The organism is Yersinia hibernica (genome assembly GCF_004124235.1).
In the GTDB taxonomy this organism is placed as follows: Bacteria; Pseudomonadota; Gammaproteobacteria; order Enterobacterales; family Enterobacteriaceae; genus Yersinia; species Yersinia hibernica.
On sequence record NZ_CP032487.1, the window covers coordinates 2780661 to 2805849 of the forward strand.

A 25189-nucleotide genomic window follows, 5' to 3' on the forward strand; every position below is an offset into this window, starting at 1 on the left:
ATTTTCCGTTTTAACGAAAAGCCATATAAAAAGCCTGAGTGGCAAAATTCATCATTTCGGCTGAAAACCACTCCATCAGCATAAAAATGCTGGCAAATACCGCGAGCATTTTCAGCCCAAAAGGCAGCGTTTGTTCCTGAATTTGCATTATTGTCTGAAATAGGCCAACGAGAATGCCGACAATGGTGGCAAAGGCGATAGGCACCGCCGTCAGCTTCAGCACGACGATCAGCGCGGAATTACCAATAAACAATACATTACTCATGATGTCATCAGATCGGCATACTGAGCGATCAGTCCTTTGGTTAACAAACTCCAACCATTCATTGATACGAATAGAATGAGCTTAATCGGAATGGAGATAGTCACCGGGCTCATCATCATCATCCCTAGCGCCAGTAAGATGCTGGAGACCACCATATCGATGACCACAAACGGGACATAAAGGTAGAATGCAATTTTGAAAGCACTTTGAATTTCGCTTAATGCATAAGCTGGCATCAGGGTCATTAGCGGCAAGTCCGTTAATTCATGGTCTTCAACTTCAGGCTCTGACTCACCGCTTCTTTGCTGCTGTACTTTATTAAAAAAGCGGATTAAGTCATGGTCGGAATATCTCACTAGGTAATCCCGATAGCTCCCCAGCCCCTGATCCACCAGTTGGGTAACGGAGCGGCTGTCATTGAAGTCAATATGGTTTGCTTCGATGTAGCTGGAAATTTTCTGACACACCGGCATCATGACAAATGCACTTAGAATAAGCGCTACACCATTTAGCGTTAAGGTCGAAGGTACCTGCTGGATCCCTAGAGCATTACGCACCATCACCAAGACAATTGAGAACTTAATAAAACAGGTTCCCCCGGCAATAATGAAGGGTAATAAGGTAAAGAACGACAATAGCGCAATTAGAGAAATATCATTACTCAACATCGGGTTGTACCCTGTTACCTTGCAGAGTGGGATTAACGTGATTGACCTCGACTGCAAGAGATCCATTCTCCAGGGCCACCAGCTCACCGCGAGCAAATAGCTTTTTGTTCAGATAGATTTTAATGTTCTGTTCGGCATCGGGGGTCAGCGCTAACGCCGTACCCGGCGTAATCTCTTCTAACTCAGCCAGCGTCACTGTCCGCCCATCCAGCACAAACTCAATGTCGACGGGCAAACTCATCCACTCGTGCAGTACCTCTTCTTCATGGTATTCCTGGTCATGCTCGGCCAACTGTTCTTCCACAATAACCTCCTGATTAGGGTGATAACTCAATTTATAAAGACGGCGATGGCCTACAGCCAAATGGGCGAAATCCTGTGTTATTAACAACAAATCGCCAGGAGCCACATCGGCCAACTGGGCAAGGGGGAGCTGGCTGTATCCCAACACGTATTGCAGCCGGAAAGGCACCCGATAGGATGAGATAGCGGGCACGCCCTGAGCATTATCCTCACTCTTCGGCCAGTCGAGACACAGCAGCGGACATGGCTCGGCGGGAAGCAAAAGCGCCTTTTCCGGCAAAGGGTTCGCAGACAGTGCAATCTGCGCCACATCCCAGACTTGTTCTTCGAATAAAAAGCTCAACTGAAGATGGTTTAACCAACGAGCCAGATAGTTAAGGGGAACTTCCAACCAAGGAATATCGGGGAGATGGGCGTCCATATACTCGAGCCACGCATCAACGTTAAGCCAGGCATGCCCGCGGTTACCTTGTTCATCCTGAAGCAGCAGCTGTAGATAGCGCTCTCCCGCAATGAATTCAGTAATCTCGCTACCCGGATGCCGGCTACACAGCAATTCAAGCATCAATTGGCGGCTGTCTCGCTGGCGCAAATGACTTCTTAAGCTCATTCCTGATCCTCATCCTGCTGTTGCTGCTGCCGGCGCTGCTGTTGCTGTTCATCTCGTTCCTGCTGTGGCCGCAGAAGATCAGGGGAGAGGCTAGTCAAATGGCCCATATTGCGGAGCAGCACGTCCGCCGCGCGGACATCGGAAGGAAGCAGAGTGACATTTCCGTCCCGACGTGCTTCTGTTGGCACTGATATCTTGACCGAGTGGTCACCGGACCAACGTTGAAACTGGTAATTCACCTCCAGCATCTGACCTTCTCTCCCCTCTTTGACCACGTTAGTCCCTGAGCTGGCCTGAGTCTTGAGTTGCTGGAGCGTGGTGGGCATATTTTTGCTTTGCATTGTGGTTTCACCGTGTTTCGGCAATACGCTCTCAGACGGCTTCTCCCCTTGCCAAAACGGTCTTACTTCGCCAAAGTCATCTTTGGTCCGTTGTAGCCGGCCCTGATGGCCCATTTCAGTCTCTGGGACTGACCTATTAAAGGTTATAGGGCTTGCAATCGCGGTGGCCGGAGATTGTTGCACTGGCACTGGTTGCTGAAATTTTGTAGCTGCTGCGGTGGTGGGTAGCAGCTTAAGCGCCGCCTCTTTGCTACTCACTGCTTTGGTTGCTTCATCTTTCTCAGCAGCCCCGGATTTTTGGCCGTGACTCGCCATTGCCGCCACCCCAGCAGCGGCTAATGCCACCTGCCGGCGCAGACTATCGCCCTTATTCATCTGCTGAGAATCGACGGCAAGACCAAAGAAAGGCGGGGTATTTTGTTTCATCGTCTGTTTTTCGGTTTTCAGTAACCCTCCACCATGCGCCAAAGCGGGAGTCAGCCGAACGAGCGTATCCAGCGACAACATGGCAACCGGCACACTATCCTCGCCACCTTCTTTCTGTTTTTTCTTTTTAGCAATCTGGTTCAGCAAGGCACCGTCATCCGCCGCTGAATCTATATTTATCGCCACCTTCATGCTTGCTTCAGAAACTTTTTCTACCATAGCTCGCAATCTCCTGAATTTCATTTTCTATATTATTGTCGCCGCGGCGCATATATTCGCGGCGCAACGGTCGCAAATAATAGGAAAGTTTGTAATGCTTTTTATCCAGCAAGATAATCGCGCTGCGATGCTGCTCGAGACTATGCTCCAGCTTATATTCCTCAGTTTCCAATTGGCTTATTTTATGGAGGACCAACTGTTGGTGTGTTAATAAAGCTCCCTGCTGTCTTATTCCCTTATAAATATCCGCCCGGCTGTGGACTCCGGTAGGCGTTAACATTTTTATCTGTTGGTTTATATCCGCACACTCTTGCTGATATTCAGCCATTTTCAGTCTTATTTGCGCTAACTGACTTTCCGCTTTGGCAATATCACCCAGCAAAATCTGCTGTTTGCGCTCCAGCATAGAGACAAACTCACGCCCTTTACGCCATGCTTCCATTTAAGCTTTCCAGACAAACCTGCATGTCCGTTTTCTCGGCCATACTTTGTTGAAGAAAGGCTTCCATCTGATTTTTGCGGTCAAAAGCAGCATCGTTATCCGGATTTTCCCCCCGGCGATACTCACCGAGATCCAGATACAGCTGCATCTCTTTTTGGCGCAGCAGATATTCCCGAAAGCGCGTGGCCATCTGTCGATGTTTCGGGTCGGTAACCTGTAAAAAAACGCGGCTAATGCTCTGCATAACGTCAATCGCCGGATAATGCCCTTTTGCAGCCAACTTGTTACTCAAGTAAATATGTCCGTCGAGAATGGAGCGAACTTCATCGCCAATCACATCCGACTCTTCTTCATTTTCAATCAGCACTGTGTAAAAGGCCGTGATAGATCCGTTTAAAAAGCACCCTGGCCGCTCCAGCAATTTGGGCAAAGCCTCAAAAACGGAGGCCGGATAACCTCGCCGGGCCGGCAGTTCTCCCATGCTTAATGCCACATCTCGCAGCGCTCGGGCATAACGGGTGATCGAGTCAACAAACAGCAGGACATTTTTACCTTGTTCGCTGAAGAACTCGGCTATCGTCGTGGCTATCTGCGCCGCGTTACAGCGCTCAACACAAGAGCGGTCTGAGGTGGCGTAAACCAGAACAATCTGTGAACAGCGCGACGAACGTTTCAGCTCTTCGACAAATTCCGTGACTTCGCGCCCGCGCTCGCCGATGAGGCCGATGACGTAAATATCCGCCTCAGAGTGTTCAATTATCATGTTCATCAAGGAGGTTTTACCGCAGCCCGCCGCCGCGAAAATCCCCATACGCTGTCCCTGCCCGCAGGTCAGCAGCCCATCAATTGCCCTGACGCCGGTTACTAGAGGTTCAGCGATAGGTTTACGTTGGGTAAAATCCTTGGGCGAGCCACAGGCCTCAAGATTTTTAGCTACAGTCAACCGCACCGGTGCGGCATCGTCCAGACGCCCGCGCTCCGTGCCGGTTGCATCAATAATGGTCCCGGCAATATTTTCATGAACATTGATACGAAAAGGCTTGCCGGTTGGCAGCAGAACATTGCTGCGGGAAAATCCCTTATTATCATTAAGTAGACTCAGTAATGTATGTTCCTTGTTAAACCCGATCACCTGGGCAATCCCCAGCACATCAGGCTCAAGTAAAGATTTCTGAATCTCGCATATCTCGCCGATTCGCGTCCCCGGTAGATGCGCTTCAATCACATTGCCCTGAATACGTAACGGATGTGCCAGATGAACCAGACAATGCGCAACCATCGTGTCAACCTCAGTAATTAAACCAATACCGAACGATAGTCCTGCAAAATACTCAGGTAGTTATCCAACATCGATAAAAAGTCTTCGGAACATTTCAGATGTTTTTCTTTAATCTGGGCGCGCAGTTCAATATCGCTATCAACCGGATATAAACACGGTTGGCCGGTATAAAAGTATTCTTCGTTGTGGTTCAACATCAGTGGTAGAAGGCTGGCGCTGCAATAACTTAAAGACGCCGGAGCCTGTTCAACAATTTTTGCCCATACCCAAACTTCATTATCTTCACTGCGGACATGAATAGTCGGAATATCATCTTTCATATTCAGAGAGATGGTTGAATGATTACTCAAATCGCTATCTAGAATATCAGCCATTCCAGCGTCTTTAAGCATGGTGGAAAGTAGTACAACGACATCGTATTTCATTTATTACCTCGAACTAGTTTTCTAATGAACCAATAACATCAACATCCACGCCGGATGCAACGTCGCCATAAGAAAGCACTTCCATTTCCGGGTAGCTTCCTTCGATAATTTTTTTCACAAAACGGCGGATATCCAGCGACACCATTAAAATAATATCGCGAGCGTTGGCGCCATTACTGTTGATACACATTTCCAAGCTTCTAATAATACTTTCGGTTTCCGGTGGCGGCAGATTGATAAATGTGCCGCCTGAAGTTTGGCGTATTCCGCCGCGCACTAAACTTTCCATATCGTGCGACATAACCAGAGTACGAATCTGCCCATTGGAAGCAAAACGGTTAGAGATATAACGCGATAATACGCCGCGAACATGCTCCACCAGCATAATTGGGTCCTTTTCCTTCGGAGCCCATTGCACTAAGGCCTCAAGAATAAGACGCATATTTCGAATAGAAATCCGTTCCTGTAATAGTCGTTGGAATACTTCAGTAATACGTTGTACGGTATTATTTCGGTAACACTCTTTCAGTAATTCAGGATGTTTTTTCTCCAGATCGTCAAGCAATGTTTTGGCTTCCTGAATACCGAAAAACTCGGAGATATTGTGTACCAGCAAAGTTGAGACGCAGGCATAGAACTCATCGACCGCCGTTCTTGAGTAAAAACCAAGCTGCAACGCCGTTTCGCTATTCTCTTCCGGGATCCAGTACGCAATACCCTGAGCGGTTTCAATGGACTGAACGTTTTCATCAATAATTTGCAGTTCGTCGCCACGCATCAGTACCTTGCACATGCCGGGTAAAATGTCATACGCGCTAACCTGAATTTCATTGATAGCCACCGTTAATTTGCCGCGCACCATCTGCTGGTCATAATTCATCACCACTTCAGGGAGACGAACACCATATTCAATAAAGAAGTTGCGCTTAAGCAGCGAACACAAATTGTGCTCCTGGAAATAATGTTCATACCCTTTCCAGGCAGTAATAATTAACGGGATAGTTTCAGGGATATACTCACCGTCAATCATCACTGGCTTACTTTTCAGTACTGGCTCTTCGTCCTCTTCTGCGGCGTTATGGACTGGCTTCTTACCTTTCTTTTCATCAATCTTATCCTTGATGAAAACCCCCATTAATAAGGCTGCCAGTAGGACAAACACCAATAATGGAAAGCCCGGCAGCATCCCCAGAGCAATCGCCAGAATAGCCGTAATAAGCAGGATAAATTTATTGTGGAACATATCCTGCAAAATTTTGGCACCAAGGTTGGTGTTCTCACTGTTATTAACACGCGTGACAATAAGGCCACCGCTTATTGAGATAAGCAATGCTGGTATTTGCGCGACTAGCGCATCACCGATGGTTAATAATGTAAACACCGACACTGCATGGGATAAATCCATACCGTGCTGTAAGGTGCCAACGGCAATACCTCCCAGGAGGTTAACGAAGATAATAATAATTCCCGCGATGGCGTCGCCTTTAATAAACTTCATCGCCCCATCGAGCGCACCATATAGCTGGCTCTCTGCTTCGAGATCGCTACGGCGTCGTTTTACTTCCTTTTCATCGATGACCCCAGCTTTTAGGTCGGCATCGATGCTCATCTGCTTGCCTGGCATAGCATCCAGAGAAAAGCGTGCGGCCACTTCCGCAATACGCTCCGAGCCTTTGGTTATTACAATAAACTGCACAATGGTCACAATGAAGAAAATAACAAAGCCCACGACCAGATTATCTGCAATAACGAACTCCCCGAAGCTAGTGATAATTTCCCCAGCATCGGCATCCGCTAACACCAAACGGCTGGTACTGATAGAAATAGCCAAGCGGAAAATAGTACTGATTAATAGAATCGACGGAAAAGTCGAAAAATCCAGAATCCTTGTAATATAAAATGAACCAAGAAAAATTAATAAGGCTATTATCAGGTTGAGGCCGATAAGAAAATCAACCAAGTACGTCGGCAATGGTATAATTAACATTACAACGACCATGACCATTATCGTCAGGATAATGAGTTCAGGCCTATTGCGAATTTGGAGAATAAACATTCTAAGCATGAGTAGTTACACATCTTTCCGCAGCAGACAATTTATTTTTGCCCGCAATTATTTGTAATATTCATTCCAGATACCGGTATTCTTCTCTTTCTTGGACATTGTGCGCAGCAGAGAAGCCAGATAGTTGGTAATGACTCCACGATAAATAGCATCGGCAAAAAGAAACTCAGGGGTCATATTATAAATACTGCGCAATTGTTGAATAACCATTGACCGCTGTTTTAGCAATAGCAACGACATAAAGTTTTTACTGAACTCTTTTAACGTTAGTTTAAATTCGTCAGTGTCAACTAATCCCGCTATATAGAGCTCAACAATATCCGCTTCGCCCAGCATCACCTGATTGTTTCTCATCTGTTCCCGGAATGGGAATTTAGCAAAACTCTCATTCAGCAGTTGGTCCAGGGTATGCAACAAACGCGCGTCGGATAATTTTGCGCTGAGTGGGCCAAACTCAGAGAAATGAATGCCGGGTTCATTTGCCTTCATGTCGGCAATGAGGGCCGACAGTGTGAAAGCTAATAAGCGCGTTCTGTTCTGATAACCATAAACATCAATCCAGTCTTTGTAGATAAAGCCCGCGGGCATCTCCAGTTCGAGAAAATTGAGATAACTATTACGCAAGTCCTTGGCTGAAAGTGGTTTGTCGCCGCTGCCATCAATAAACCGTTTTGCCAGACGGCCGACATTAATACCTGACTGCATTTTTTTACTATCACCAAATTTTTCTAAATCGGCGATTGCTTCTTTTATTTTCTTCTTCTGGAGTTCCGAGAGCTGGCGGCTTAATAACATTTCGCGCAGCGCGAGCATTAAATCGCTGTCATTAGGGAAGAGTTGACGAGCGAAATTCAATAAGTTATTCAGATCACGCAGTTTGGCCACGTGCCTTATCAAAGTATCCAGTTTTTCATCTGCCTGATCCTCAAGCATCGAAGAAACAAAATCATTATCTGCATTGTCATTTTTGCGTCCTGCTTTGCTAAAGCGGCCAAATGCGCTGAGGAGATCGGCCATTTCCTCTGCGGCATTACTCATCTCTTGCTGCAAATTTACAGGTAACGCATCCTCACCTGCATCATAAACAGGCTGACCCGCGCGGCTGTCCGGCATTTGAGTTTCAATACGATTAAAGTCAACACCAGCAACAGAACGAATATCCATGACTTAACTGGTCCTTAATTGTTTTTCATCGTTTCGCGTAGCATGGATACCGTTGATTTCAACGTGACCTCGTTCCCCACCCATGTACGGCCCAGCACTGGATTACTCTCTTCCCGCCCCTGCCAGGTTTCGCCGCTAGCCAGCAGCCCAGGCTGAATAAGGAACAAACGAACCATTTTTTTGTGGCTGGTATAGCTGTAATCGAACAGCTTGCCCAACATAGGAATGTCACGCAGTAACGGAATACCGACGCTATGGAACTCATCCTGATCGCGACTATAACCGCCAACCAACAGGCTATACCCGACAGGCACCCGTGCTTCAGTGCTGATCTGGGTGTTATTTACCATTGGCAGGCTATCGACATTTTGGGTTTTACCATCAGCGTTGAGCGGCAGCCCGCCGTCCTGAATATTCAGGATCATTTCGATTTCCTGCTGACGCTGTGCCAAGCGCGGCAAGACGCTAATCATGGTGCCGTAAGTGACTTTTTCGAGAGAAGAGTTACGCTCCCCCACTAACTTGGCGTAAAAGCTACTGTTGTTATCAAACAGCGCTGGAACATTTTCCTGAGTCAGGATCTCTGGCCGTGAAACCACCTGAGCATTACCTTTTTTCGCAAGCGCAGAAACATCCGCCAGAAAATGAATACTGCCTTCTGGGGTCAGCGAGCTGGTATTAAAGGAGACACCGGTATTTCCCAGTTTTGCTGCACCCTGCCAGAGAATACCCAACTCATTAATATCATCCTTCGAGATATCAATGATCCATAGCGACAGCTGGATCTGTTGCTTTGGAATATCAATCGCGCTGACTAAATCCTCAACAAAACTCACCTGCCGCTCGGAACCCTGAATAAGCAGACTGTTGGTATCCGAGTAACCTACGATACTGATAGACGACTGGCCGAGGGCATCTGGCTCATACTGACGCTTCGCCGCGGGTGCCGAATTAAAAGAGGGCAATGGTGGAAAATTACCTTTTTGAGTGGCCGAAGCCGCCTCAAGCGCACCTCGAGTATCACTATCAATAGTGATGTTCGCGCCAGCCGGGGCCAGACGTCCGCTGCCGCTATCGCCAGAGTTGTTCAGCAACTGGTTCAAGGCCGTCGCAACGCCGGGTACGGTAATCGGGGTATCACGCTGGGTAAAGGTGCGATCGTTAACAAAAGTATTTTTCAGTTTGATCACACGAATAGTACTTTCACCTGTTCCAGGGCGGGCATAGGTTTCATCAATATACTTTGCCGCCGCCTTAATAAGCTCCACGTAGACTGGTGGCCCAGAGACATAAAACGATCCAGAACGTCCATCCGAACGCAGCGGAAAGCGGGCATCATACAATCCTGACGATTTTATATAGGCGACCAGACGGTCAAAAGGCGCATAGGACAAACGCACGATGCTGCTTTGTAACTCACTGGTATCGTAGATGTAGACGGAACTGCCATCGTCATACCAAATAAGCCCGGTACGAGCAGCTAACGTATTCAACAACTCTTTAGGTTTACTGAGGTCGAAATTTCCGGAAACCTTTTTTTTGGCCGCTTCAGTGCTAACAATAAAGGGTTTATGAAGCGCACCACCGATAACAAAAAAGAGCTGCTGCACACTGTTATTACTGGCGATATATGTATTTTCGTCATCCCGCGCAATATTGCGGACATCGGCCGAGCCTCCCTGCATATCTTGGGGATCCAAAAGCGCGGCTAGCGCCGAATGACAGCTTATGACCCCCAATAATAAATACGGCAGATAGCGAGCTGGTACTTTCACAACCATCTTATTCATGAAGTAAGCCTTCCATTTTTTTAAACTCCCTCGGTGTGATGCCAAAAAGTGATTTAATTTCACTGGAAAAGTGAGATGACGATGCGTAACCATTATTTCCTGCAATAGCCGCGATCGAGTTATCTTTCTCTATTAACTGCAAGGCACTGTGTGCGGCGCGCCAGAGGCGTAATTGTTTTTTTGGCCCCCGGGTAAAAGCATGGTGACAAAGTTTTCTAAAATAAGATTCAGACACACCGTAGATCTTACTGGCATTACCAATTTTATGTCTGTCACTCTCTTTATCTTCATTCATAACCTGGGATAACAGAAAATGTGCAATCCAATAGCTTTCTACATTCCTGATAAAAGAGAACAGACTTTCCAACTGGCGATCTTGTAGCTTCAATAACGTAGAAATCAGCATTTCCATTATCGATTTATATTCTTTCTCAACCAATACTGCCAAGTTTCGTTCCGTATGCATTAATAATGAAGAATTCTTTTCCTGCTCGCCTCGTTCGGAAATAGCGCTGCGAGATTTAGCCTGATAATCTAAGAATGAAAAAAGCGTCGTCGCCTGTGACATAGTCAGCGTTTCAATAACCCACTTGCCACTAAGAATAATCTTCATACTATCCAGCGTCGCTAATACAAAAGGCTGAGTAATCTCTTCCAGACGACCATCAAAGTCCTTATTCTGTTCACCTGAGGTAAGTAAAACCATAACGGATTCATTATCCAGAGGTCTTGCAAACAGCACGCCATTATTTAATTTAATAATTTCATCGTTCACATTAAGGGGCATTGCAATAAACTCGCCATCATCGCCACGTTGCCGCATTGTATTTCTCTGCTGGCATTGAATATCGCTAATAAGCATATTTTAATCTCATTTCAGTAAGCTTAGCAGTAATATTAAAAGAATAAATTAATGCTTAGTGATATCAGAATCTCGAATTACTAAAGAAGGTATCAGAAAAATATTAATGGTCAACGCAAATTCCGAAAAGTAAAAAAAATAATAATTTATATAAAAATATTCAACAAAAGATCAAAAATTAAGCATTGAGTTCACATTCCAATAAAGATAGAGTGCATATTCTCAAAAGTAGAAGTAGCCACAGCCGTGTTAAGCTTAATAAGATTATCATTACTAGAAGTAATGAATTTAATTTTCAATATATTCTAGTACTGTTTGAATCGTTACTATTAAGCGATATTACTTACATTAGTCAGTTGCATAATAAAATCGCGAGGGACTCTGCTGCCGTCCGGTTACTTGTTTGATATTTTTAATGGCCCTTTTTCTATGAACAGCGACATGAATAAAATAACCGATGAGATGCCCGCACCCGAGGCACAGAAAAAATTCACCCTGAAGGTACTGTTTGGTCCCATGTTTGGCTGTGAACTCCACCTTCCGGCAGATGATTACTTTCTGATTATCAACCCAGGACTTGCGCTCCAGGATACCTCAGCCGCATCAATTTCTGCCGGAGATCATGCCGTAACCTATACGCAGAATACGCTTTATTTACCCTGCGATATGCCGTCACCCAATATTATTTTACGCTTGTCAGCGCCTTTTGAGGATGAAGAATCGACGGGAGGTTATCGCCTTGAAGTCCAAGGGGTGGATAAAAGTTATCCGGCGCTGCTGAATGAGAATGAAATCTTTCTCCACGAACATATTCGTTTTGCCATTAAGTGCAGCGAAGATGAATGGCCTGAAGATATTAAAAACTTTAATCTTCCTCCTTTATTCGATGCTGAATTTATCAAGCAGGAAAAGCTAGAGGAATTTAATATAAAAAAAAGTCATACCCTGATTATCGGTTCAATCGCGCTATTACTATTACTGCTTGCTGCGGCGGTTATCTGGTATAAAAAGCTAGACAACGATCAACAGGTATTAACGCTAAATGAAGTTCTGGCTGGCGCACCAATGCCTCTGGAAATTGTCCGTGGCCATGATAATAATTTAATTTATGTTCTGGCGACAAAATACCAGGCAATGGAATGGGCACAGGAAGCGATTTTCAAATTGCAGGAAAAGAATAGCAACAATAGCGTGGTTCTTGTCTGGTTGTCTCAGCAGAAGAATGAGGCGATATCACAACTGACTAAAGCAGGTTATCCAGTACTACAAATTGATTATTCCAAACCACAATATCCGACCATTGCACTCTACAGGGGATTAACTCCACAGGAAGAGGAACAATTCAAATCGGTTGCTTTACAAAAAATTCCATTTGCGCTCGACATTAAAACTTTGGTGAAAACTAAAGCTCAATTATTACAGGAGGCTCGCCAAGGGCTGGACCGCCTGCATATTTATTACCGCCAAATTAATACTTCTAATGGTTATGCTTTAGTGGTCCGTGACGCTCTCAGCGATACCACTCTTCGAGCCTTGCAGTATTTCATTAAAGAATTCAATCACCAATGGGGAACTCGCGTTATTAATTTCTCAATTAATCTCGATGAAAACTGGCTACAGGATAAGTCATATCTTGACTCCTCTAATGGCTATCTGTTTTTAAATCCTCGTCATTGGTACTTCCCACTAAAAAAGGATATATAAATGCCTGATCCAAATACACCTGCCGTGGATTATAACGGTTACTTCCTAGATAAAGTATCTGCCGGCTTCGAAGCAGGCGCTAAATCTATGATAGACGAATTAAAGGATGCTCAAAAGGCGCTGGAAAAAGACCCTTCCGACCCATCCGTGCTAGCTAACTATCAGGCTAAACTGCAGCAATACACTCTGTTTCGTAACGCCCAGACCAGTACCGTAAAAGCATATAAGGATATTGGCGCGGCAATTATTCAGAACTTCCGTTAATTCATCCGGGTACGGGATCCTCTCGTACCCTTTTCTACTTCGGAGTGATTATGAGTCAATTTAATGAAGCACTGTCAGCATTAACCCGGCTCTCGCCAGACAGTACAAACCTTGAAGATAATGTATCCGTTAGTGTGCATGACCAAAATTTTAATAATTTGGTATCCAGCACATTTAATAAACTCAGCGAAACCGATACACAGTTTAAAAATGTGATTAACACCCTCAGCCAGTCCCCGCATTTCACCAGTGATCCGCAAAAACTGCAGATGCTACAAAACTATCTCGGTGAATACAGCAACTACGTTTCCCTCGTGAGTACCCTTGCCCGCAAGGCGGTAAGCACTATTGAAACTCTGGAAAAAGCGCAATAATGATGAACAAATATTCGCGCGTCCTAGCTGCTGTGCTGTTAACTTTTATGCTTAGCGCTTGTAATGACGAGAGCCTGCTTTTTAACCTTACCCAAGAACAGGCCAATCAGGTTCTGGCCATCTTGCAACAGCATAATATTTCGGCAAAAAAAGACGGAACCCTTAAGGCCGGTTATAGAGTATCAGTGGGGGAATCTGAAAGTACCGCTGCACTATCTATCATTAACCAGTACCAACTGCCATGGGCCGCTGACGTACAAATAGGGCAAGCTTTCCCGGAAAGTTCTCTAGTGGCATCACCTAACGCAGAACAAGCTCGCGTTATCTCTTTGCAAGAGCAGCGGCTAGAGCAATCCCTGCGTATGATATCCCAGGTAGTGAATGCTCGCGTTCACGTCAGTTATCCCCCATTTAATAACGACACTAGCGGCAAAAAAACCATCGGCCACGTTGGTGTCCTTATCTCCTATAAAGGAGATATTGATGACAATATGTTTATTTCACAGATCAAAACATTAATAAAAAACAGTTTTGACGATGTGCGCTACGAAAATATTTCGGTTGTGTTGTTCCCGGCCCCAGTTATTCAGTACGTTGCGCCAACCAAAGTGCCGAGTAACATCCCCGCCCAGTGGATTATCATACTTTCTGCTATGGTTTTGTGCGCTGCTGGTACGGCGGGCTTTATGCTCTATAAGCTCAGCCTTCGACCGCCTTCTACTCAGGATAAAACTAGCGAACTGATTGAAGATGAGGCAACCGAACAATGAAAGTGGAAGATCAGCGCATGATGTCCATTTTATATGCTCCAGCAAGCTATGCGCACCTGAGCCACTTGCCTGAGATGTTTCGAGCAAGTGAAATTCGGGAAGATACGCTGCTCAATTTCTGGCTACTGAAATGTGGCAAACTCGGTGACCTGCCCGCCGCCTGGCAGCCCAGCGACGCCACACTTTCGTTACTGCTTGCGCGCTGGCATCTGATTCCGATTGCTGCACATTTGATTGGCGGGTATCTGCTGCGCAATCGTCTACCGGAACAGGGCGCGGTACTGATGTCTGACCCACGGCTATTGGCTTTCATCTCTCTGCCACTGCTGCATCAGGTCACTCTTGACGGAATAAGCAGTCCGCTTGATACCGTTTCCTGCGGTGCGGTGTTTATTCTCGGCCAGTTCCCCGAATTGCCAGCTGCGCTTCGCCAGCGACTGATGCTGCACTTTCCTTCCTACATGGCGCCGGCGCAATTCCCTGCGCCAAAAACGCTAAATCACATTAATTTGTTACGAATGGCTTTCACTTATGCGCACCATTACTATTGATAAATTACCCGAGGATTTGCACCGACAGGTGGTCATTAAATCCTCTGAGAGAACCCGCCATCAGCGGATGGCCGTGGCGCTGGAGCGTACCCTAAGCCGTTGCAGTGAAATTCATGCCGAGTACGAGTTAAAAACTGTAAAACTCCGTGAAAACTGTGAGAAAAAAGCGTTCCAGGCCGGTTTTCAGCTGTTCTTCTCCCAACTGGTGATGTTGCTCGATGAGTATCAGCGCCAACAGAATAAGCGACAGGCGGCCTTTCGCCAGCAGATCGCCACCGCACTCAGCCAGTCTTTACACGATCCGATGATCGTTGAACGCATTATCCACCACCTGCAGGAACAGTGTGGGCACCAGAAAGCGCTGCGCATCATCATTCCCAGAGCGGTTAAGCTACCGGATGGCGCAGACACTTCGAACTACCAATATACCGATGACAATCACATCACCGTGCAAAATGACATGGACGCAGTACGTTTCCCCAGTGAATCGCTTTGCCGCTCGTGGTTACAGCTCGCGGATGAGAATATTGTTCCTCTCAACGAAACCATTAACAACCTGACTCCCAACCTACTTCGTGACCTTGCCGGGAAACTCATCGCCATGAGCCACCGGAGCCCCTCAGAACCCGTTAACCCTGACGAGGATGAAAACCATGACTAACATCAGCAGTATTTCCTATCCCTCACTGCCCGCTCTAGACAGTGAGCCGGCAGAAGAAAGCTTTAACGATAAAGTACTTCACTATTTCCAACAGAATAAACCGCAGGGCAAACTTAGCGAATTAATGGATAAGATGCGGGCACTCTCACCTGATAAGACGGTTTCAATGCATCAGTTGAACGAAGCGCTGCTCTACTCCGATACCTATTTGCGCCATACCGAAGAGTATAAAGAATATACTGATGAGGAGCTGGACAAGCACACCTTCCGGTTACTTGGTGTGAATATGTTTTTTGATAACATGATGTACAAAAGTTTCACTAAGTCGGATGACGATACATCGTTATAATTTCTTCTAGCTAATAATCCCGGCATTTTGCCGGGTATTCTGATAATGAAAATAAAATCATTCACTCCTATTGCTATCACACTCTCTATGTTGCTCTCACCTTTTGTTGCGGCCCAAAAGGTTGATTGCATCATTGAGGCAGCACAGTGCTTTCAAATTAACCCACTGGTGATTAAAGCAATAATCTGGCAAGAGTCAAAGAACCGCCAGCAGGCAATAAATCGAAATAAAAACAGCACCGTTGATGTCGGCATCATGCAAATTAATACGGTACATTTTGCGGCTTTGAAAGCACTCGGTATTGACGAGACTTTGTTACATGAAAATAGCTGCGCAAATGTTTTCTCGGGTACATGGGTACTCAAACAAAATATTGAGCGCTACGGCTATACTTGGGATGGGATCGGTAACTATCACTCTAAGACACCCGTGCATCATGATAAGTATGTCAAAAAAATCATTTCGCTTATTGCGCACCAAACGTCGGTGATCGATAAAATAGAAGTGACCAGACAAGAAGGTATCCGCGAGCGCTTCACTTGTCGATAAACAAAAAATGACCAGGATTCAGCCCGCGATTTTTAATATTAGTTGTAAAGCATAACGCAAGCATCTTTGCTTGCGTTATGGTGTAAGGATTATAACGCCTCAGAGTCTGTGCAGTTCAGTATAAGGTGAACAGCTAAATGGCAACTGGCGTAAAAGGTATTTCCACTGATATGTTATCTGGTAAAAGGATGCTAGCTATAATACCTGGCATTATTAATTATTTACGGGTATTTTTTTCATGTCTGCACATTTACCACGTAACATGTACGCTGTGTGATTGCAGATTACTCCCTCAGTCGTTTTGCAGCAGTGTAAAAAATTATTGTCGGTTGACGGTTTGAAATCTGCTAATGGTAACGGAGTGAGATTTTTATTATTTTTAATAAAATCCAAAGGATGACTTCTGGCAGACATCGCAGCAAAGACCAAACTAAAAAAAAATGCGGCTATCGCGCTCCAAAGTAATGTTTGGGGCGATACCCTCTTTCTGACCTGAGCTTTAGGGGCAGAATAAGGAATAACTGACATCGAAGTAGCGCAAACCGGAGTGATATTAATAATCGACTGGGTGGAAAAGGAAACATTATCCACTTCGATACTTCCCGGAGATAACGTTGTAAAACTACATTTATCGGGCTCTGCCTCAGGCTCTTCCCAGCAAGGCTGGACAGTAAGTTGATAGCCCAATTTTGGAATAGTAATAATAATGTTTTTTGTATCATCGCCTAAGCTGATCCTGAGGGAACGGATCATCTGTGCTATACTTTGTGAGGTGACATATCCCCCACCCCATACTTCGGCAAGAAATTCCCCCTGAGAGACTGGTTCAGGGTATTTTGCGCAAAGTAGCGCGAGCACATCTGACTGTTTTTTTCGTAATTGCAAAACAGTATCGTCTTGTTGCAGTGTTCTTGAATTTGGATTAAATATAAAATTAAGAAAGTAAATTTTCCCTGCATTTACTACGCGTTTTTTCATTTTAGATCCCTCAGGCGTTTAACTTTATGAGTGAAAATACCATCAGGAGAACGCATGAGCAAATATCTCAATCCATGTTCTTAAATATTTCCTGCTAGTTTACTATATGACAATACACCAACTTTGTGATAATGGCCTTACAGCAAATGGCAGAAATCCGCTGGGTAATTATGCATTCCTTATCACATTACAGAAAACTGAATTGTTGCCAACGCAAATTTACTGTGAATGCAATAACGCACCTCTATCCAGACAATAACATTTGAAATTTTTTTCAACGATCGATGTATATTTTACAATAGTCAAAAAGATCACTCAGTTTATTTTCGGGAAGATATCAGCCAACCCGACATCCTTTATAAATGAGTTTTCAGAAGGGACATCCTTGTCGCCATTGAAAGTAATCTCCCCACGCTACATGAATATTTACTTTCTTCCCCTGATGATAGCTAACGATATATACACAACTTATTTATGGGAATTATTTAATATCCCATCTTTTTTCGCAGGAAAAAATATAACACGCGGTGGGGAGGCGCTCTACCAAAAAACGCCTCAATGGAGGTGACTACTGGGTAATGATCAAACTTGATATGCAGCGACTTACCTATACCAGCCAGCTCGAAATAGAGCCCTATAAACAAACTTTTGCTTCCCTATTTATTAAGATCAAAGATCTTAATCTCTGGTCCTGGCAAGCCACATGGAATCTAGCCACTTTTCATCAACAGGGACATATTTGCGGGGAAGCTACAAATTGAGGTCGGCCATTTTATTTCTACCAATGCTGACATCCGGGCCAACGTTTACACTGACGTCAGCATCGCACTGTGAGTTCAATCAATGGATGTAACACGCAGGCTAAATCTCTCTGCCGCTGATTTAGAGTCTAATGTTTTCCTTGGTCTCTCGGTACAATGTTATTTAATTTGGTTTGATACCAAACTCGCTGGCGTTGGTTTTAGCGTTTTACCGTCAGGATCGCCTCTGCAATTTATCTAGTAGGCAAAAGGCTGTTTATAAACCTTATCAACAATTTCGTGGATATAGACATCACCGAACTCCACCTTAATTGGGTGAGTCAGCTAAAAGTGCATGGCGCGGTTTCCTATTGCATTAGAAATATCTAACCCGATGCCGCGAGCGCCACCATGGAGAGCAAACAGCCCTCCATCCATAATCAGCCCATCAAAGGTCACCATGAAATGCGCCCCGCCTTGTTTGTCAGGGTTCAACTCATGAAACGCGCAATTTTCCAGGTGAATACTGAATGGCTTTGACGGCTCGCCATCACGGGTGATTTGCTCCAGCGAAAGAGTTATCAGGTCAATAGCCTGTTCCCGGCCAGCAGCATCAATCGCGCAGGGTGTGTCGATGACTGAATCCTGCATGCTTAATTTTCCCGACGCATCCATTGCCAACACGCCGAAGACCGCCACGGGTAGCACAAGCCACACCAGTAAGGAGGACATTACAAAAGAAGCACCGTTACTCATAGTATCTCACCATATAGAAAATGCAGAGAGCCTGCCGCGGGCTTACTGATAAGCCAAAATAAAGTTGGTAATCGAGGTGAAAAAGCTCGAGCCACAGTATTGGTTCCACCACTGCCGCTGAGATAGGCGGAATAAGTCAGAGTGTTATCTCCTCGCTATGTTTTGGTCACCGAAGCTGGCGGTACCTGGTTTGTCAGCACAACAATCCCCTAGACCAAAGGCGCAAACCAATTTGGTTAATGGCATTTACTCATTTTTTTAAAAGTTTATTACGAGCGTTACCCACAAAAAAATCACCTAGCTACAACTGCATAATAGGCTTTTATTAATTTACTTAACTATCTTGATAACTAATATCAAAAACTGCTTCAGTTCCAGATAAGAGCGAAATATATAAAAGCGTTTTCTGGAAGAAATTCCATCGGTGGCTCTATACGATCAATAACACTTTATTACACTATATCTATTGTATTTAAATTCGAGATTAAAATAATCATGCCTAACTCATTAAGTGTACGTGATCAAAACAGTTTTGTTTCCGCATATAAAAACTTACTCAACGAGAATGACAGTCGAATTCATAAAAAGGACGTCAACACGTTGGAAAAAATCCTCAGCAAATGTGATAAGGTTGAGGTTGGTCAACTGTTAATGACAAAAATGGAATCCTGCCCAAAAGATCCCGCCACATTGGAAAACACTTTTAGCAGGTTATTTAATAAACTGGTAGATCAGAAATCTGACATGCATCAGGACAAGGAAGATAAACTTAAAAACATTCAAAAAAAACTTGAACCTGTTGTTAAAGACATTCATTCCGCGAAAATAAGTAGTCAGATAAAAACTATTAATAGTAAGGTAAATCTAATTTCAATGAGTATTTCCGACAAAAAAATTAGCATCGAGAAATATCAAAACATTATTTCCAATGCTGACATACAAATAAAAAAATTGCATGATGAGATTAAACCTTTCACGGCTAAACTGAGTAACACCTCAGAGGAAGAATTCGCGGCCAAAGATGGCCTGCGTAAAAAAAATACTGAAGCCTATATTAGTAAACTAGAAACCAAGCAAAATACCGCAATCACGGCAATCAAACGTGAAATTACCGAGCAGGAAAACAGCCGTACGGAATTGCTCAATTTTGCAATAAAGCACAATGTAAGCGGCGCTGAGTCAGACCTAATACGCGCTGAGTCTGGCCTCATTTTCGATAGCCGTGATACCGGTTTTGGTACTACTAGCTGGCGTGACCATCTGGGTAGCGATAAATATGCCATCAAGAATTTTGGCTATATTGAGAAAGAAGGCCGCCGTCAATATTCTGCCCTGACAAAAGCACCAAACCTAGAGGGTAGACAGTGGCAAAAACTGCTGACAAACTTTAATGACGCGCCTAAAAACATTAATGACTTAAACAAGCAATTGACGCAACTGAAGTTCGAATATAAAGGTCAGATAAGTCATGCTAAGTTTGAAAACCAATTGTCTTCAAAACAGGTTATTCAGCAGAATATTAATAATAAAAATCACAGCATCAAATCGTTAGAAGATAAAAAAGTCTCTACACAAGAAAAAATTAATTCAGGTAATAAGTGGATATCTTTACAACAAGAAATGAAAAGTGAGCTGACAGCACAAATAGAATTGCTTCAGTCCCAACTTAAATAATATGTAGTAGCTTAGACTTGATCTGACAGTTTCCGGTTATTTATACCTGTGTCTGTCAGATTAAATCTGTGACCTGTTCCCCGTTGATTCCCCCCCCGATGTTCGTAATATCTTCATAAGCCACATGAGAACATCCCCATGAACAAACGTTTTTCCGACCAACAGATCATCAGTATTCTCCGCGAGGCTGAAGCCTAGACGTCAACCCGCGAATTGTGCAGGAAGCATGCTATTTCAGATGCCACTTTCTACACCTGCTGCAAGAAGTTTGGCGGCACGAAATGTATTTAAGAAATACAAAAATCCCATTTGGGATTATCATTATTGCTGCTGACGCATCAGAGATTACTTACCATACAATTCGTGACTACAACATGATAGCAAGGGGAGCTGATAAGTTATGGTAGATGATATTGAACAGCGGATTTATGATCTTGTACGGCCTTATGCTGGCTTCTATATATTCAGTAGAAAACAAGTGCCTTTAACTCCTGATACAGACTTAGACACTGACCTAAGTATTGATGAGCTAGAAGTAGAAGGTCTGATGAATGATTTTTTTAAAGAATTCTCTGTTCAAAAAGGGAATTTCAATATTAAAAATGACTTCCCTGATGTTCCTTTTTCTTTTAATCCATTCAAGAAAACTGCTCCCATCCCCGTGCCAGACTTCACTGTAGGAATGCTTATCGAATCCGCCAAGGCTGGCCGCTGGCTATATGATTGAAATAGACCGAGCCATAAATCGCGGTTGTGTATTTTATTCTGGCAGTCGGGCCACACAGGGTTGAGTTTCGTCAGTTCAGTCCGATTGACGGCTACTCGATACTGTTTCTACTTCTTCAACATCACAATTTCTTCAGGTTTTGCAGGAAATGGGCGGTTGGGAATCAATCGAAATGGTGCAGAGGTATGCACACCTTGCACCCTGCAGGATTCGAATTGAAGCCTAATATCCCTTGCTATTACTGGTTTTTTCTCTGTTCGAAAAACTCAGGAGCCCCCAATTGGGCCCCCAAACGTATTTCGCTGGGATTGTAAGCTTAAGAGAAACTCAGTTAAGCAAGCTGATTCTATCCCATTGAACTTTCAAACAACATTCCATTCACAACGAACGTAGGGATATTTTTATCTTCCCCGTCGATAAACTGGATTTGAATCTGTTTATTACCCCACCACTACGGAAATCGAATATGTAGATGGCATAATTCGCGCCCTAGAAGCTTATGATTCTGACATTCTGCCATTCTGCCATTCTGCCATCCTACATTTTTCTGAGCCAAACCCACCATGTGCAAGTATGCAAAGATACTGTTTGGCTGCCTGCAGCTCGTTCACTGAAGGTGTTTGCACTAACTCATTAATCTTTAAAGCAAATTTTGGATAAAGAGTCTGCTCTGGTGCACATTCAATATACCATTTCTGTCCGCACTCTATGCAGTGATACATGGATTGTGAGTAATCAAGCTGCGGCTCGAAATACTCACTATCCGGTGTTTCGAAGTAGTTATTATGGATTAAGGCTCCAAAAAACTGAAAGCCCCGATCCAGATATTCGATTTCAGCCACACAAGTTGGGAGCTTTTTACAATTACACATAAAATTAAGTTACCTTTAGCCGCACAACGGGGTAGCCATAGCACGGGTGAAAACATAACACTTTGAGCGTTTCAGTCGTGACTGAATACGAGTTATTGTGGTCATGTTATCCTCCTTTGATCATTTCTTCATCATAGCAAACATACAGTACTTACCCTGCAGCCAACATCCCCGGATAATGTTTAGCAATGATATTGTTCATCCGAACAACCAACTCCAACCGCTTGAAGGTTAAGTGCGCCGTTCCTTTCTGAAAATAACGAATGCTGAAAAACTCATCTTCGTAAACATCCGTCGAAGGGTTATCCCTAATATGATCCATCAACCGTATAGTGATATCGCCACGGTTGTCGGGTATTGGTTTACCATCCAGCAGAAATAGCATTCGTTCTAAGTCTACCAGTTGATCTCGCCGCCGGCCCCAGTTAAGCCCAAATCCCCAGCGGTCACATTTGACCAGTCCTGTCACGATGATTTTCTTGCCAAACTTGCAGGGGCTGTTCGTCTTAAAATCCCAGCTCAGGCCTTTAAAGACGTTGATGACACCCCGTTCAAATACGTCACCTTTGCTCTGATGCAACTGCTCAAACGTACTGAGAATATTGGCTTCACTGACGGCAGGAATGTCATCCCTTTCCAAGCTGTTGTACCACTGCTCACGAGCCTGAGCATCCATGAGGGAAAGCATGCCCGACTTTTTCATTAAATCCCGCCAGATACTGCGATCGAGATTGCGGGTAATGGCTTTCATCGCCGTTTCTGATTTCTCCATTAACCAGCAGCCGCAGCGAAAGTCCTGCTTCATGGCCCAGTCCAGGGCGGTTTTGCCGCCGATACTCTGGGTCAGTATCGAAATATCTTTAAGCTGGTGGATTAATGCTTCAATCTGCGCCAGCGCGCCGTTACGTCCGGTAACGATGCGTTCAATACTGGTAGAGCAAATCACATCAGTGTGGCCAGTGATGACTTCAGGTTCTGTTAGGGTGAGTTCGGGCATTTTAGTTTTTTCCTTTATATAAAACAAAACGCCAACCGGTGAGGGCTGGCGTTTAGATGTGTGATGTTCTGTGGGCTACTCTGATTTTGCGTGTTGCAAAAGTCGTAGGTGATAGAGATTGCGAGCGCCCTACCACGACTGTTCAATCCAGGACAACAATGTCACTCCATCTGACCTGCTCCCCGTTGATTAACACACCCCGATGTTAGTAATGTCTTCATAAGCCACATGAGGACATCCCCATGAAGAAGCGTTTTTCCGACCAACAGATCATCAGTATTCTCCGCGAGGCTGAAGCCGGGGTATCCGCCCGTGAACTCTGCCGCAAGCATGCCATTTCCGATGCCACGTTTTACACCTGGCGTAAAAAATATGGTGGTATGGAGGTGCCAGAGGTTAAGCGCCTGAAGTCACTTGAGGAAGAGAACGCCAGACTCAAGAAGCTGCTTGCCGAAGCCATGCTGGATAAGGAGGCGCTTCAGGTGGCCCTGGGCCGAAAGTACTGACGACAGACCAGAAGCGGGAAGCCGTGGTGTTGATGTGTGATGCGACCGGTCTGTCGCAACGTCGTGCCTGCAGGCTGACAGGTTTGTCCCTGTCGACCTGCCGCTACGAAGCGCAGCGTCCGGCGTCGGATGCACATTTATCCGGACGCATCACCGAACTGGCACTGGAGCGCAGGCGTTTTGGCTACCGCCGCATCTGGCAGCTGCTGCGCCGCGAAGGGCTTCATGTTAATCACAAGCGCGTGTACCGGCTTTATCATCTCAGTGACCTGGGAGTAAAACGTAGACGACGTCGTAAAGGCCTGGCAACAGAACGTCTGCCGCTGCTCCGCCCGGCGGCACCTAATCTGACCTGGTCGATGGATTTCGTCATGGACGCGCTGGCCACCGGTCGCAGGATCAAGTGCCTGACCTGCGTGGATGACTTCACGAAGGAGTGCCTGACGGTGACCGTTGCCTTCGGGATTTCAGGTGTGCAGGTCACGCGTATTCTGGACAGCATTGCGCTATTTCGCGGCTATCCGGCTACGATAAGGACCGATCAGGGCCCGGAGTTTACCTGCCGCGCGCTCGATCAATGGGCCTTTGAGCATGGCGTGGAGCTGCGACTTATCCAGCCCGGCAAGCCGACACAGAACGGATTTATTGAGAGTTTCAACGGACGCTTTCGCGATGAATGCCTGAATGAACACTGGTTCAGCGAGATCAGCCATGCCAGGAAAACCATCAGTGAATGGCGTCAGGATTATAACGAGTGCCGCCCGCACTCCACGCTGAATTATCAGACGCCGTCTGAATTTGCGGCGGACTGGAGAAAGGGTAATTCTGAGAATGAAGGATCCGACATTACTAACTGAGCGTTGTATTTAATCCTGGGGGCAGGTCAGATCAGCTAGTCAGAGATTGGCTAAGTAGTTTAGGTGATCCGGTTGAAGGGGGTGAGTAGTGCGATTTAAAACTGATACCGGCGAATATGCGTGGTTCTTTCCACGAGTGCGCCCAAACATTGGCACCCAAGTTAAAGCATGGGATGAGTCCGGGAATTATTTAGGGGTTGGAGTGGGGTCATATCGACGTAAAAGCGGGGGCGTGATTGTTGTTGATGGTAAATGCTATGACTCCAATCACGTTATTCATTGGCTTCCAGTTCCGGTTGAAGGGGGTGAGTAGTGGGTGTTTATGACGCATATCAGGAATATTTAAAAATAACCGATGAGGTTGTTAATGACGCTTTTGATGGAACAAATTTCGGCAGAACTGATTTCAGAGTGATTCTCGCCGAAGTAGTTATTAAGCGCGGCGCTGGCTACCACTGCGGGCACACAGCCACCACGATAGCTAAAGAGCTGAAACTGATAACCGACAAAACAGAGAAGCCTACGGCATTAGGTTTTCAGGTGGTAATGGATATGTTTTATCGCAAAAAGGAAATGGCTAAACGGGCAGAGGGGAATGCAGATGCTGAGTAAAGAGCAGATTAATAGCGCAATGCTGAGTTCGCTAGAAGGGTTTTCGTTTTCAGTAGTTGACTCTTTGGAATTTGAATTGAGCCGCAAATTGACAGCGAGTGAGCAGCAAGAAGTCTTTGTTATTGTTGAACGTGCCGTTTCAGAGAGCACATCACTGCGTGAGCAACTTGCAGAGTTGAAAGCGTTGGATCCCATCGGCCAAGTCATTAGCTGTAACGGCAATAAAACACTCGGTTGGATTAATGATGCACCAGAAGGCACCTTGTTATTCAGAGCAGCCAAACCAGCGGAGGACTAATGCTCATAGGTTTTGTTCTACTCGTCAGTTCATGCTCTACCTGCACCGCCCAGCCAGTAACCGAAGATATCTACCCCACTCAATCCGAATG

29 protein-coding genes and 3 pseudogenes are annotated in these 25189 nt (G+C 45.2%); 17 read left to right on the forward strand and 15 right to left on the reverse strand.

The annotated features are described in order from the left end of the window. Positions 1-10: 10 nt before the first annotated feature. From sctS to D5F51_RS13200, 11 genes are read right to left on the reverse strand one after another with little or no spacing between them, the layout of a single operon-like run. Positions 11-265: a type III secretion system export apparatus subunit SctS gene (sctS, locus tag D5F51_RS13150; protein ID WP_025377517.1), complete on the reverse strand. Its 255-nt coding sequence runs from the start codon at positions 263-265 to the stop codon at positions 11-13. Further along, entirely contained in the window at positions 262-930 is a 669-nt protein-coding gene (locus D5F51_RS13155) for an EscR/YscR/HrcR family type III secretion system export apparatus protein (RefSeq protein ID WP_025377516.1), read from the reverse strand. The genes sctS and D5F51_RS13155 overlap by 4 nt, the downstream gene beginning before the upstream one ends. Continuing rightward, complete coding sequence (locus D5F51_RS13160) at positions 923-1846, reverse strand: FliM/FliN family flagellar motor switch protein (protein WP_129197220.1); 924 nt, start codon at positions 1844-1846, stop codon at positions 923-925. The genes D5F51_RS13155 and D5F51_RS13160 overlap by 8 nt, the downstream gene beginning before the upstream one ends. After that, positions 1843-2832, reverse strand: coding sequence for a SpaN/EivJ family type III secretion system needle length determinant (locus D5F51_RS13165; RefSeq protein WP_162301741.1), 990 nt, complete (start codon positions 2830-2832; stop codon positions 1843-1845). Before D5F51_RS13165 ends, D5F51_RS13160 begins: the two co-directional genes overlap by 4 nt. Beyond that, positions 2813-3274 carry a type III secretion system protein gene (locus tag D5F51_RS13170; protein ID WP_129197224.1) on the reverse strand — a complete coding sequence of 154 codons (462 nt, stop codon included), beginning with the start codon at positions 3272-3274 and terminating at the stop codon, positions 2813-2815. Before D5F51_RS13170 ends, D5F51_RS13165 begins: the two co-directional genes overlap by 20 nt. Then, a complete protein-coding gene (gene sctN, locus D5F51_RS13175; protein WP_025377512.1) occupies positions 3258-4553 on the reverse strand; it encodes a type III secretion system ATPase SctN in 1296 nt (431 codons plus the stop codon). The genes D5F51_RS13170 and sctN overlap by 17 nt, the downstream gene beginning before the upstream one ends. A 17-nt stretch (positions 4554-4570) precedes the next feature. Next, positions 4571-4978: an InvB/SpaK family type III secretion system chaperone gene (locus D5F51_RS13180; RefSeq protein ID WP_129197226.1), complete on the reverse strand. Its 408-nt coding sequence runs from the start codon at positions 4976-4978 to the stop codon at positions 4571-4573. Between the two features lie 13 nt (positions 4979-4991). Then, complete coding sequence (locus tag D5F51_RS13185) at positions 4992-7043, reverse strand: EscV/YscV/HrcV family type III secretion system export apparatus protein (protein WP_129197228.1); 2052 nt, start codon at positions 7041-7043, stop codon at positions 4992-4994. Positions 7044-7091: 48 nt separating this feature from the next. Continuing rightward, the gene (gene sctW / locus D5F51_RS13190) at positions 7092-8207 is read right to left on the reverse strand and encodes a type III secretion system gatekeeper subunit SctW (protein ID WP_025377509.1); all 1116 of its coding nucleotides are present in this window, start codon (positions 8205-8207) and stop codon (positions 7092-7094) included. Positions 8208-8221: 14 nt separating this feature from the next. Continuing rightward, positions 8222-9997, reverse strand: a complete 1776-nt coding sequence (gene sctC / locus D5F51_RS13195) for a type III secretion system outer membrane ring subunit SctC (RefSeq protein ID WP_087769616.1) — start codon at positions 9995-9997, stop codon at positions 8222-8224. Continuing rightward, positions 9990-10859 (reverse strand): helix-turn-helix domain-containing protein, encoded by an 870-nt coding sequence (locus D5F51_RS13200; RefSeq protein WP_129197230.1) that lies wholly within the window; start codon positions 10857-10859, stop codon positions 9990-9992. The genes sctC and D5F51_RS13200 overlap by 8 nt, the downstream gene beginning before the upstream one ends. Before the next feature lie 441 nt (positions 10860-11300). On the opposite strand from D5F51_RS13200, the gene D5F51_RS13205 reads away from it, so the two are divergent. Genes D5F51_RS13205 through D5F51_RS13240 form a run of 8 tightly spaced genes read left to right on the forward strand, consistent with a single transcriptional unit; the run spans position 11301 to position 16081 of the window. Continuing rightward, the gene (locus D5F51_RS13205) at positions 11301-12563 is read left to right on the forward strand and encodes a PrgH/EprH family type III secretion apparatus protein (RefSeq protein WP_245994801.1); all 1263 of its coding nucleotides are present in this window, start codon (positions 11301-11303) and stop codon (positions 12561-12563) included. Then, on the forward strand, positions 12564-12827 hold the full coding sequence (sctF, locus tag D5F51_RS13210) for a type III secretion system needle filament subunit SctF (protein ID WP_129197234.1): 264 nt from the start codon (positions 12564-12566) through the stop codon (positions 12825-12827). Positions 12828-12877: 50 nt separating this feature from the next. Further along, positions 12878-13201, forward strand: a complete 324-nt coding sequence (gene sctI, locus D5F51_RS13215; protein ID WP_129197236.1) for a type III secretion system inner rod subunit SctI — start codon at positions 12878-12880, stop codon at positions 13199-13201. Between the two features lie 2 nt (positions 13202-13203). Beyond that, on the forward strand, positions 13204-13971 hold the full coding sequence (gene sctJ, locus D5F51_RS13220; protein ID WP_227478327.1) for a type III secretion system inner membrane ring lipoprotein SctJ: 768 nt from the start codon (positions 13204-13206) through the stop codon (positions 13969-13971). After that, positions 13968-14522: a type III secretion protein gene (locus D5F51_RS13225; protein ID WP_129197238.1), complete on the forward strand. Its 555-nt coding sequence runs from the start codon at positions 13968-13970 to the stop codon at positions 14520-14522. Before sctJ ends, D5F51_RS13225 begins: the two co-directional genes overlap by 4 nt. Continuing rightward, the gene (locus tag D5F51_RS13230) at positions 14503-15183 is read left to right on the forward strand and encodes a type III secretion protein (protein WP_129197240.1); all 681 of its coding nucleotides are present in this window, start codon (positions 14503-14505) and stop codon (positions 15181-15183) included. The genes D5F51_RS13225 and D5F51_RS13230 overlap by 20 nt, the downstream gene beginning before the upstream one ends. After that, the gene (locus D5F51_RS13235; protein WP_129197242.1) at positions 15176-15532 is read left to right on the forward strand and encodes a type III secretion system protein; all 357 of its coding nucleotides are present in this window, start codon (positions 15176-15178) and stop codon (positions 15530-15532) included. The genes D5F51_RS13230 and D5F51_RS13235 overlap by 8 nt, the downstream gene beginning before the upstream one ends. 45 nt (positions 15533-15577) lie before the next feature. Then, positions 15578-16081 carry a lytic transglycosylase domain-containing protein gene (locus D5F51_RS13240; RefSeq protein WP_129197244.1) on the forward strand — a complete coding sequence of 168 codons (504 nt, stop codon included), beginning with the start codon at positions 15578-15580 and terminating at the stop codon, positions 16079-16081. A 213-nt stretch (positions 16082-16294) separates the two neighbouring features. Here D5F51_RS13240 and D5F51_RS13245 read toward each other — a convergent pair whose 3' ends face one another. Together D5F51_RS13245 and D5F51_RS13250 are read right to left on the reverse strand one after the other, a co-directional pair. Continuing rightward, a complete protein-coding gene (locus D5F51_RS13245; protein WP_087769617.1) occupies positions 16295-17059 on the reverse strand; it encodes a transcriptional regulator in 765 nt (254 codons plus the stop codon). A gap of 1085 nt (positions 17060-18144) precedes the next feature. Then, a complete protein-coding gene (locus D5F51_RS13250) occupies positions 18145-18555 on the reverse strand; it encodes a fimbrial protein (protein ID WP_025377497.1) in 411 nt (136 codons plus the stop codon). Positions 18556-19050: 495 nt separating this feature from the next. Here D5F51_RS13250 and D5F51_RS13255 point away from each other — a divergent pair, with 495 nt between their 5' ends. From D5F51_RS13255 to D5F51_RS22665, 5 genes and pseudogenes are all read left to right on the forward strand, one after another. Beyond that, positions 19051-20229 (forward strand): hypothetical protein, encoded by a 1179-nt coding sequence (locus D5F51_RS13255; protein ID WP_129197246.1) that lies wholly within the window; start codon positions 19051-19053, stop codon positions 20227-20229. Positions 20230-20367: 138 nt separating this feature from the next. Continuing rightward, positions 20368-20505 (forward strand): annotated as a pseudogene (locus tag D5F51_RS13260) (transposase); the annotation flags it as partial. Positions 20506-20540: 35 nt separating this feature from the next. Then, positions 20541-20636 (forward strand): annotated as a pseudogene (locus tag D5F51_RS23010) (STM2901 family protein); the annotation flags it as partial. Next, complete coding sequence (locus tag D5F51_RS13265) at positions 20630-20956, forward strand: DUF1493 family protein (protein ID WP_129197248.1); 327 nt, start codon at positions 20630-20632, stop codon at positions 20954-20956. The pseudogene D5F51_RS23010 and the gene D5F51_RS13265, both read left to right, overlap by 7 nt. Before the next feature lie 130 nt (positions 20957-21086). Next, positions 21087-21182: pseudogene (locus D5F51_RS22665) on the forward strand (hypothetical protein); the annotation flags it as partial. 271 nt (positions 21183-21453) lie between these two features. Here D5F51_RS22665 and D5F51_RS13270 read toward each other — a convergent pair. Together D5F51_RS13270 and D5F51_RS13275 are read right to left on the reverse strand one after the other, a co-directional pair. Then, entirely contained in the window at positions 21454-21798 is a 345-nt protein-coding gene (locus D5F51_RS13270; RefSeq protein WP_245994802.1) for a hypothetical protein, read from the reverse strand. A 181-nt stretch (positions 21799-21979) separates the two neighbouring features. Continuing rightward, positions 21980-22825, reverse strand: a complete 846-nt coding sequence (locus D5F51_RS13275) for a DUF4942 domain-containing protein (RefSeq protein ID WP_129197250.1) — start codon at positions 22823-22825, stop codon at positions 21980-21982. A 242-nt stretch (positions 22826-23067) separates the two neighbouring features. Here D5F51_RS13275 and D5F51_RS13285 point away from each other — a divergent pair. From D5F51_RS13285 to D5F51_RS22620, 4 genes are all read left to right on the forward strand, one after another. Next, positions 23068-24188 (forward strand): IS3 family transposase gene (locus tag D5F51_RS13285; RefSeq protein WP_129197252.1). Its coding sequence is split into 2 segments (ribosomal slippage): positions 23068-23326 and positions 23326-24188, totalling 1122 coding nucleotides; the frame shifts between segments, so codons are not numbered across the junction. Between the two features lie 88 nt (positions 24189-24276). After that, entirely contained in the window at positions 24277-24501 is a 225-nt protein-coding gene (locus D5F51_RS13290) for a hypothetical protein (protein ID WP_129195587.1), read from the forward strand. After that, entirely contained in the window at positions 24501-24800 is a 300-nt protein-coding gene (locus D5F51_RS13295) for a hypothetical protein (protein WP_129197254.1), read from the forward strand. Before D5F51_RS13290 ends, D5F51_RS13295 begins: the two co-directional genes overlap by 1 nt. Continuing rightward, complete coding sequence (locus D5F51_RS22620; protein ID WP_206197182.1) at positions 24790-25098, forward strand: hypothetical protein; 309 nt, start codon at positions 24790-24792, stop codon at positions 25096-25098. Before D5F51_RS13295 ends, D5F51_RS22620 begins: the two co-directional genes overlap by 11 nt. Positions 25099-25189 lie beyond the last annotated feature (91 nt).

Excerpts from the sequence above, each read along its gene's own strand:
- D5F51_RS13185 (WP_129197228.1), bottom strand. The coding sequence starts at position 7,043 with ATGCTTAGAATGTTTATTCTCCAAATTCGCAATAGGCCTGAACTCATT.
- D5F51_RS13255 (WP_129197246.1), top strand. The coding sequence starts at position 19,051 with ATGCCTAACTCATTAAGTGTACGTGATCAAAACAGTTTTGTTTCCGCA.
- sctW (WP_025377509.1), bottom strand. The coding sequence starts at position 8,207 with ATGGATATTCGTTCTGTTGCTGGTGTTGACTTTAATCGTATTGAAACT.
- D5F51_RS13225 (WP_129197238.1), top strand. The coding sequence starts at position 13,968 with ATGAAAGTGGAAGATCAGCGCATGATGTCCATTTTATATGCTCCAGCA.
- D5F51_RS13240 (WP_129197244.1), top strand. The coding sequence starts at position 15,578 with ATGAAAATAAAATCATTCACTCCTATTGCTATCACACTCTCTATGTTG.
- D5F51_RS13200 (WP_129197230.1), bottom strand. The coding sequence starts at position 10,859 with ATGCTTATTAGCGATATTCAATGCCAGCAGAGAAATACAATGCGGCAA.
- D5F51_RS13235 (WP_129197242.1), top strand. The coding sequence starts at position 15,176 with ATGACTAACATCAGCAGTATTTCCTATCCCTCACTGCCCGCTCTAGAC.
- D5F51_RS13265 (WP_129197248.1), top strand. The coding sequence starts at position 20,630 with ATGGTAGATGATATTGAACAGCGGATTTATGATCTTGTACGGCCTTAT.
- D5F51_RS13170 (WP_129197224.1), bottom strand. The coding sequence starts at position 3,274 with ATGGAAGCATGGCGTAAAGGGCGTGAGTTTGTCTCTATGCTGGAGCGC.
- sctF (WP_129197234.1), top strand. The coding sequence starts at position 12,564 with ATGCCTGATCCAAATACACCTGCCGTGGATTATAACGGTTACTTCCTA.
- D5F51_RS13245 (WP_087769617.1), bottom strand. The coding sequence starts at position 17,059 with ATGAAAAAACGCGTAGTAAATGCAGGGAAAATTTACTTTCTTAATTTT.
- D5F51_RS13275 (WP_129197250.1), bottom strand. The coding sequence starts at position 22,825 with ATGCCCGAACTCACCCTAACAGAACCTGAAGTCATCACTGGCCACACT.
- D5F51_RS13230 (WP_129197240.1), top strand. The coding sequence starts at position 14,503 with ATGCGCACCATTACTATTGATAAATTACCCGAGGATTTGCACCGACAG.
- D5F51_RS13160 (WP_129197220.1), bottom strand. The coding sequence starts at position 1,846 with ATGAGCTTAAGAAGTCATTTGCGCCAGCGAGACAGCCGCCAATTGATG.
- sctN (WP_025377512.1), bottom strand. The coding sequence starts at position 4,553 with ATGGTTGCGCATTGTCTGGTTCATCTGGCACATCCGTTACGTATTCAG.
- sctC (WP_087769616.1), bottom strand. The coding sequence starts at position 9,997 with ATGAATAAGATGGTTGTGAAAGTACCAGCTCGCTATCTGCCGTATTTA.
- sctS (WP_025377517.1), bottom strand. The coding sequence starts at position 265 with ATGAGTAATGTATTGTTTATTGGTAATTCCGCGCTGATCGTCGTGCTG.
- sctJ (WP_227478327.1), top strand. The coding sequence starts at position 13,204 with ATGAACAAATATTCGCGCGTCCTAGCTGCTGTGCTGTTAACTTTTATG.
- D5F51_RS22620 (WP_206197182.1), top strand. The coding sequence starts at position 24,790 with ATGCTGAGTAAAGAGCAGATTAATAGCGCAATGCTGAGTTCGCTAGAA.
- D5F51_RS13165 (WP_162301741.1), bottom strand. The coding sequence starts at position 2,832 with ATGGTAGAAAAAGTTTCTGAAGCAAGCATGAAGGTGGCGATAAATATA.
- D5F51_RS13250 (WP_025377497.1), bottom strand. The coding sequence starts at position 18,555 with ATGAGTAACGGTGCTTCTTTTGTAATGTCCTCCTTACTGGTGTGGCTT.
- D5F51_RS13180 (WP_129197226.1), bottom strand. The coding sequence starts at position 4,978 with ATGAAATACGATGTCGTTGTACTACTTTCCACCATGCTTAAAGACGCT.
- D5F51_RS13205 (WP_245994801.1), top strand. The coding sequence starts at position 11,301 with ATGAATAAAATAACCGATGAGATGCCCGCACCCGAGGCACAGAAAAAA.
- sctI (WP_129197236.1), top strand. The coding sequence starts at position 12,878 with ATGAGTCAATTTAATGAAGCACTGTCAGCATTAACCCGGCTCTCGCCA.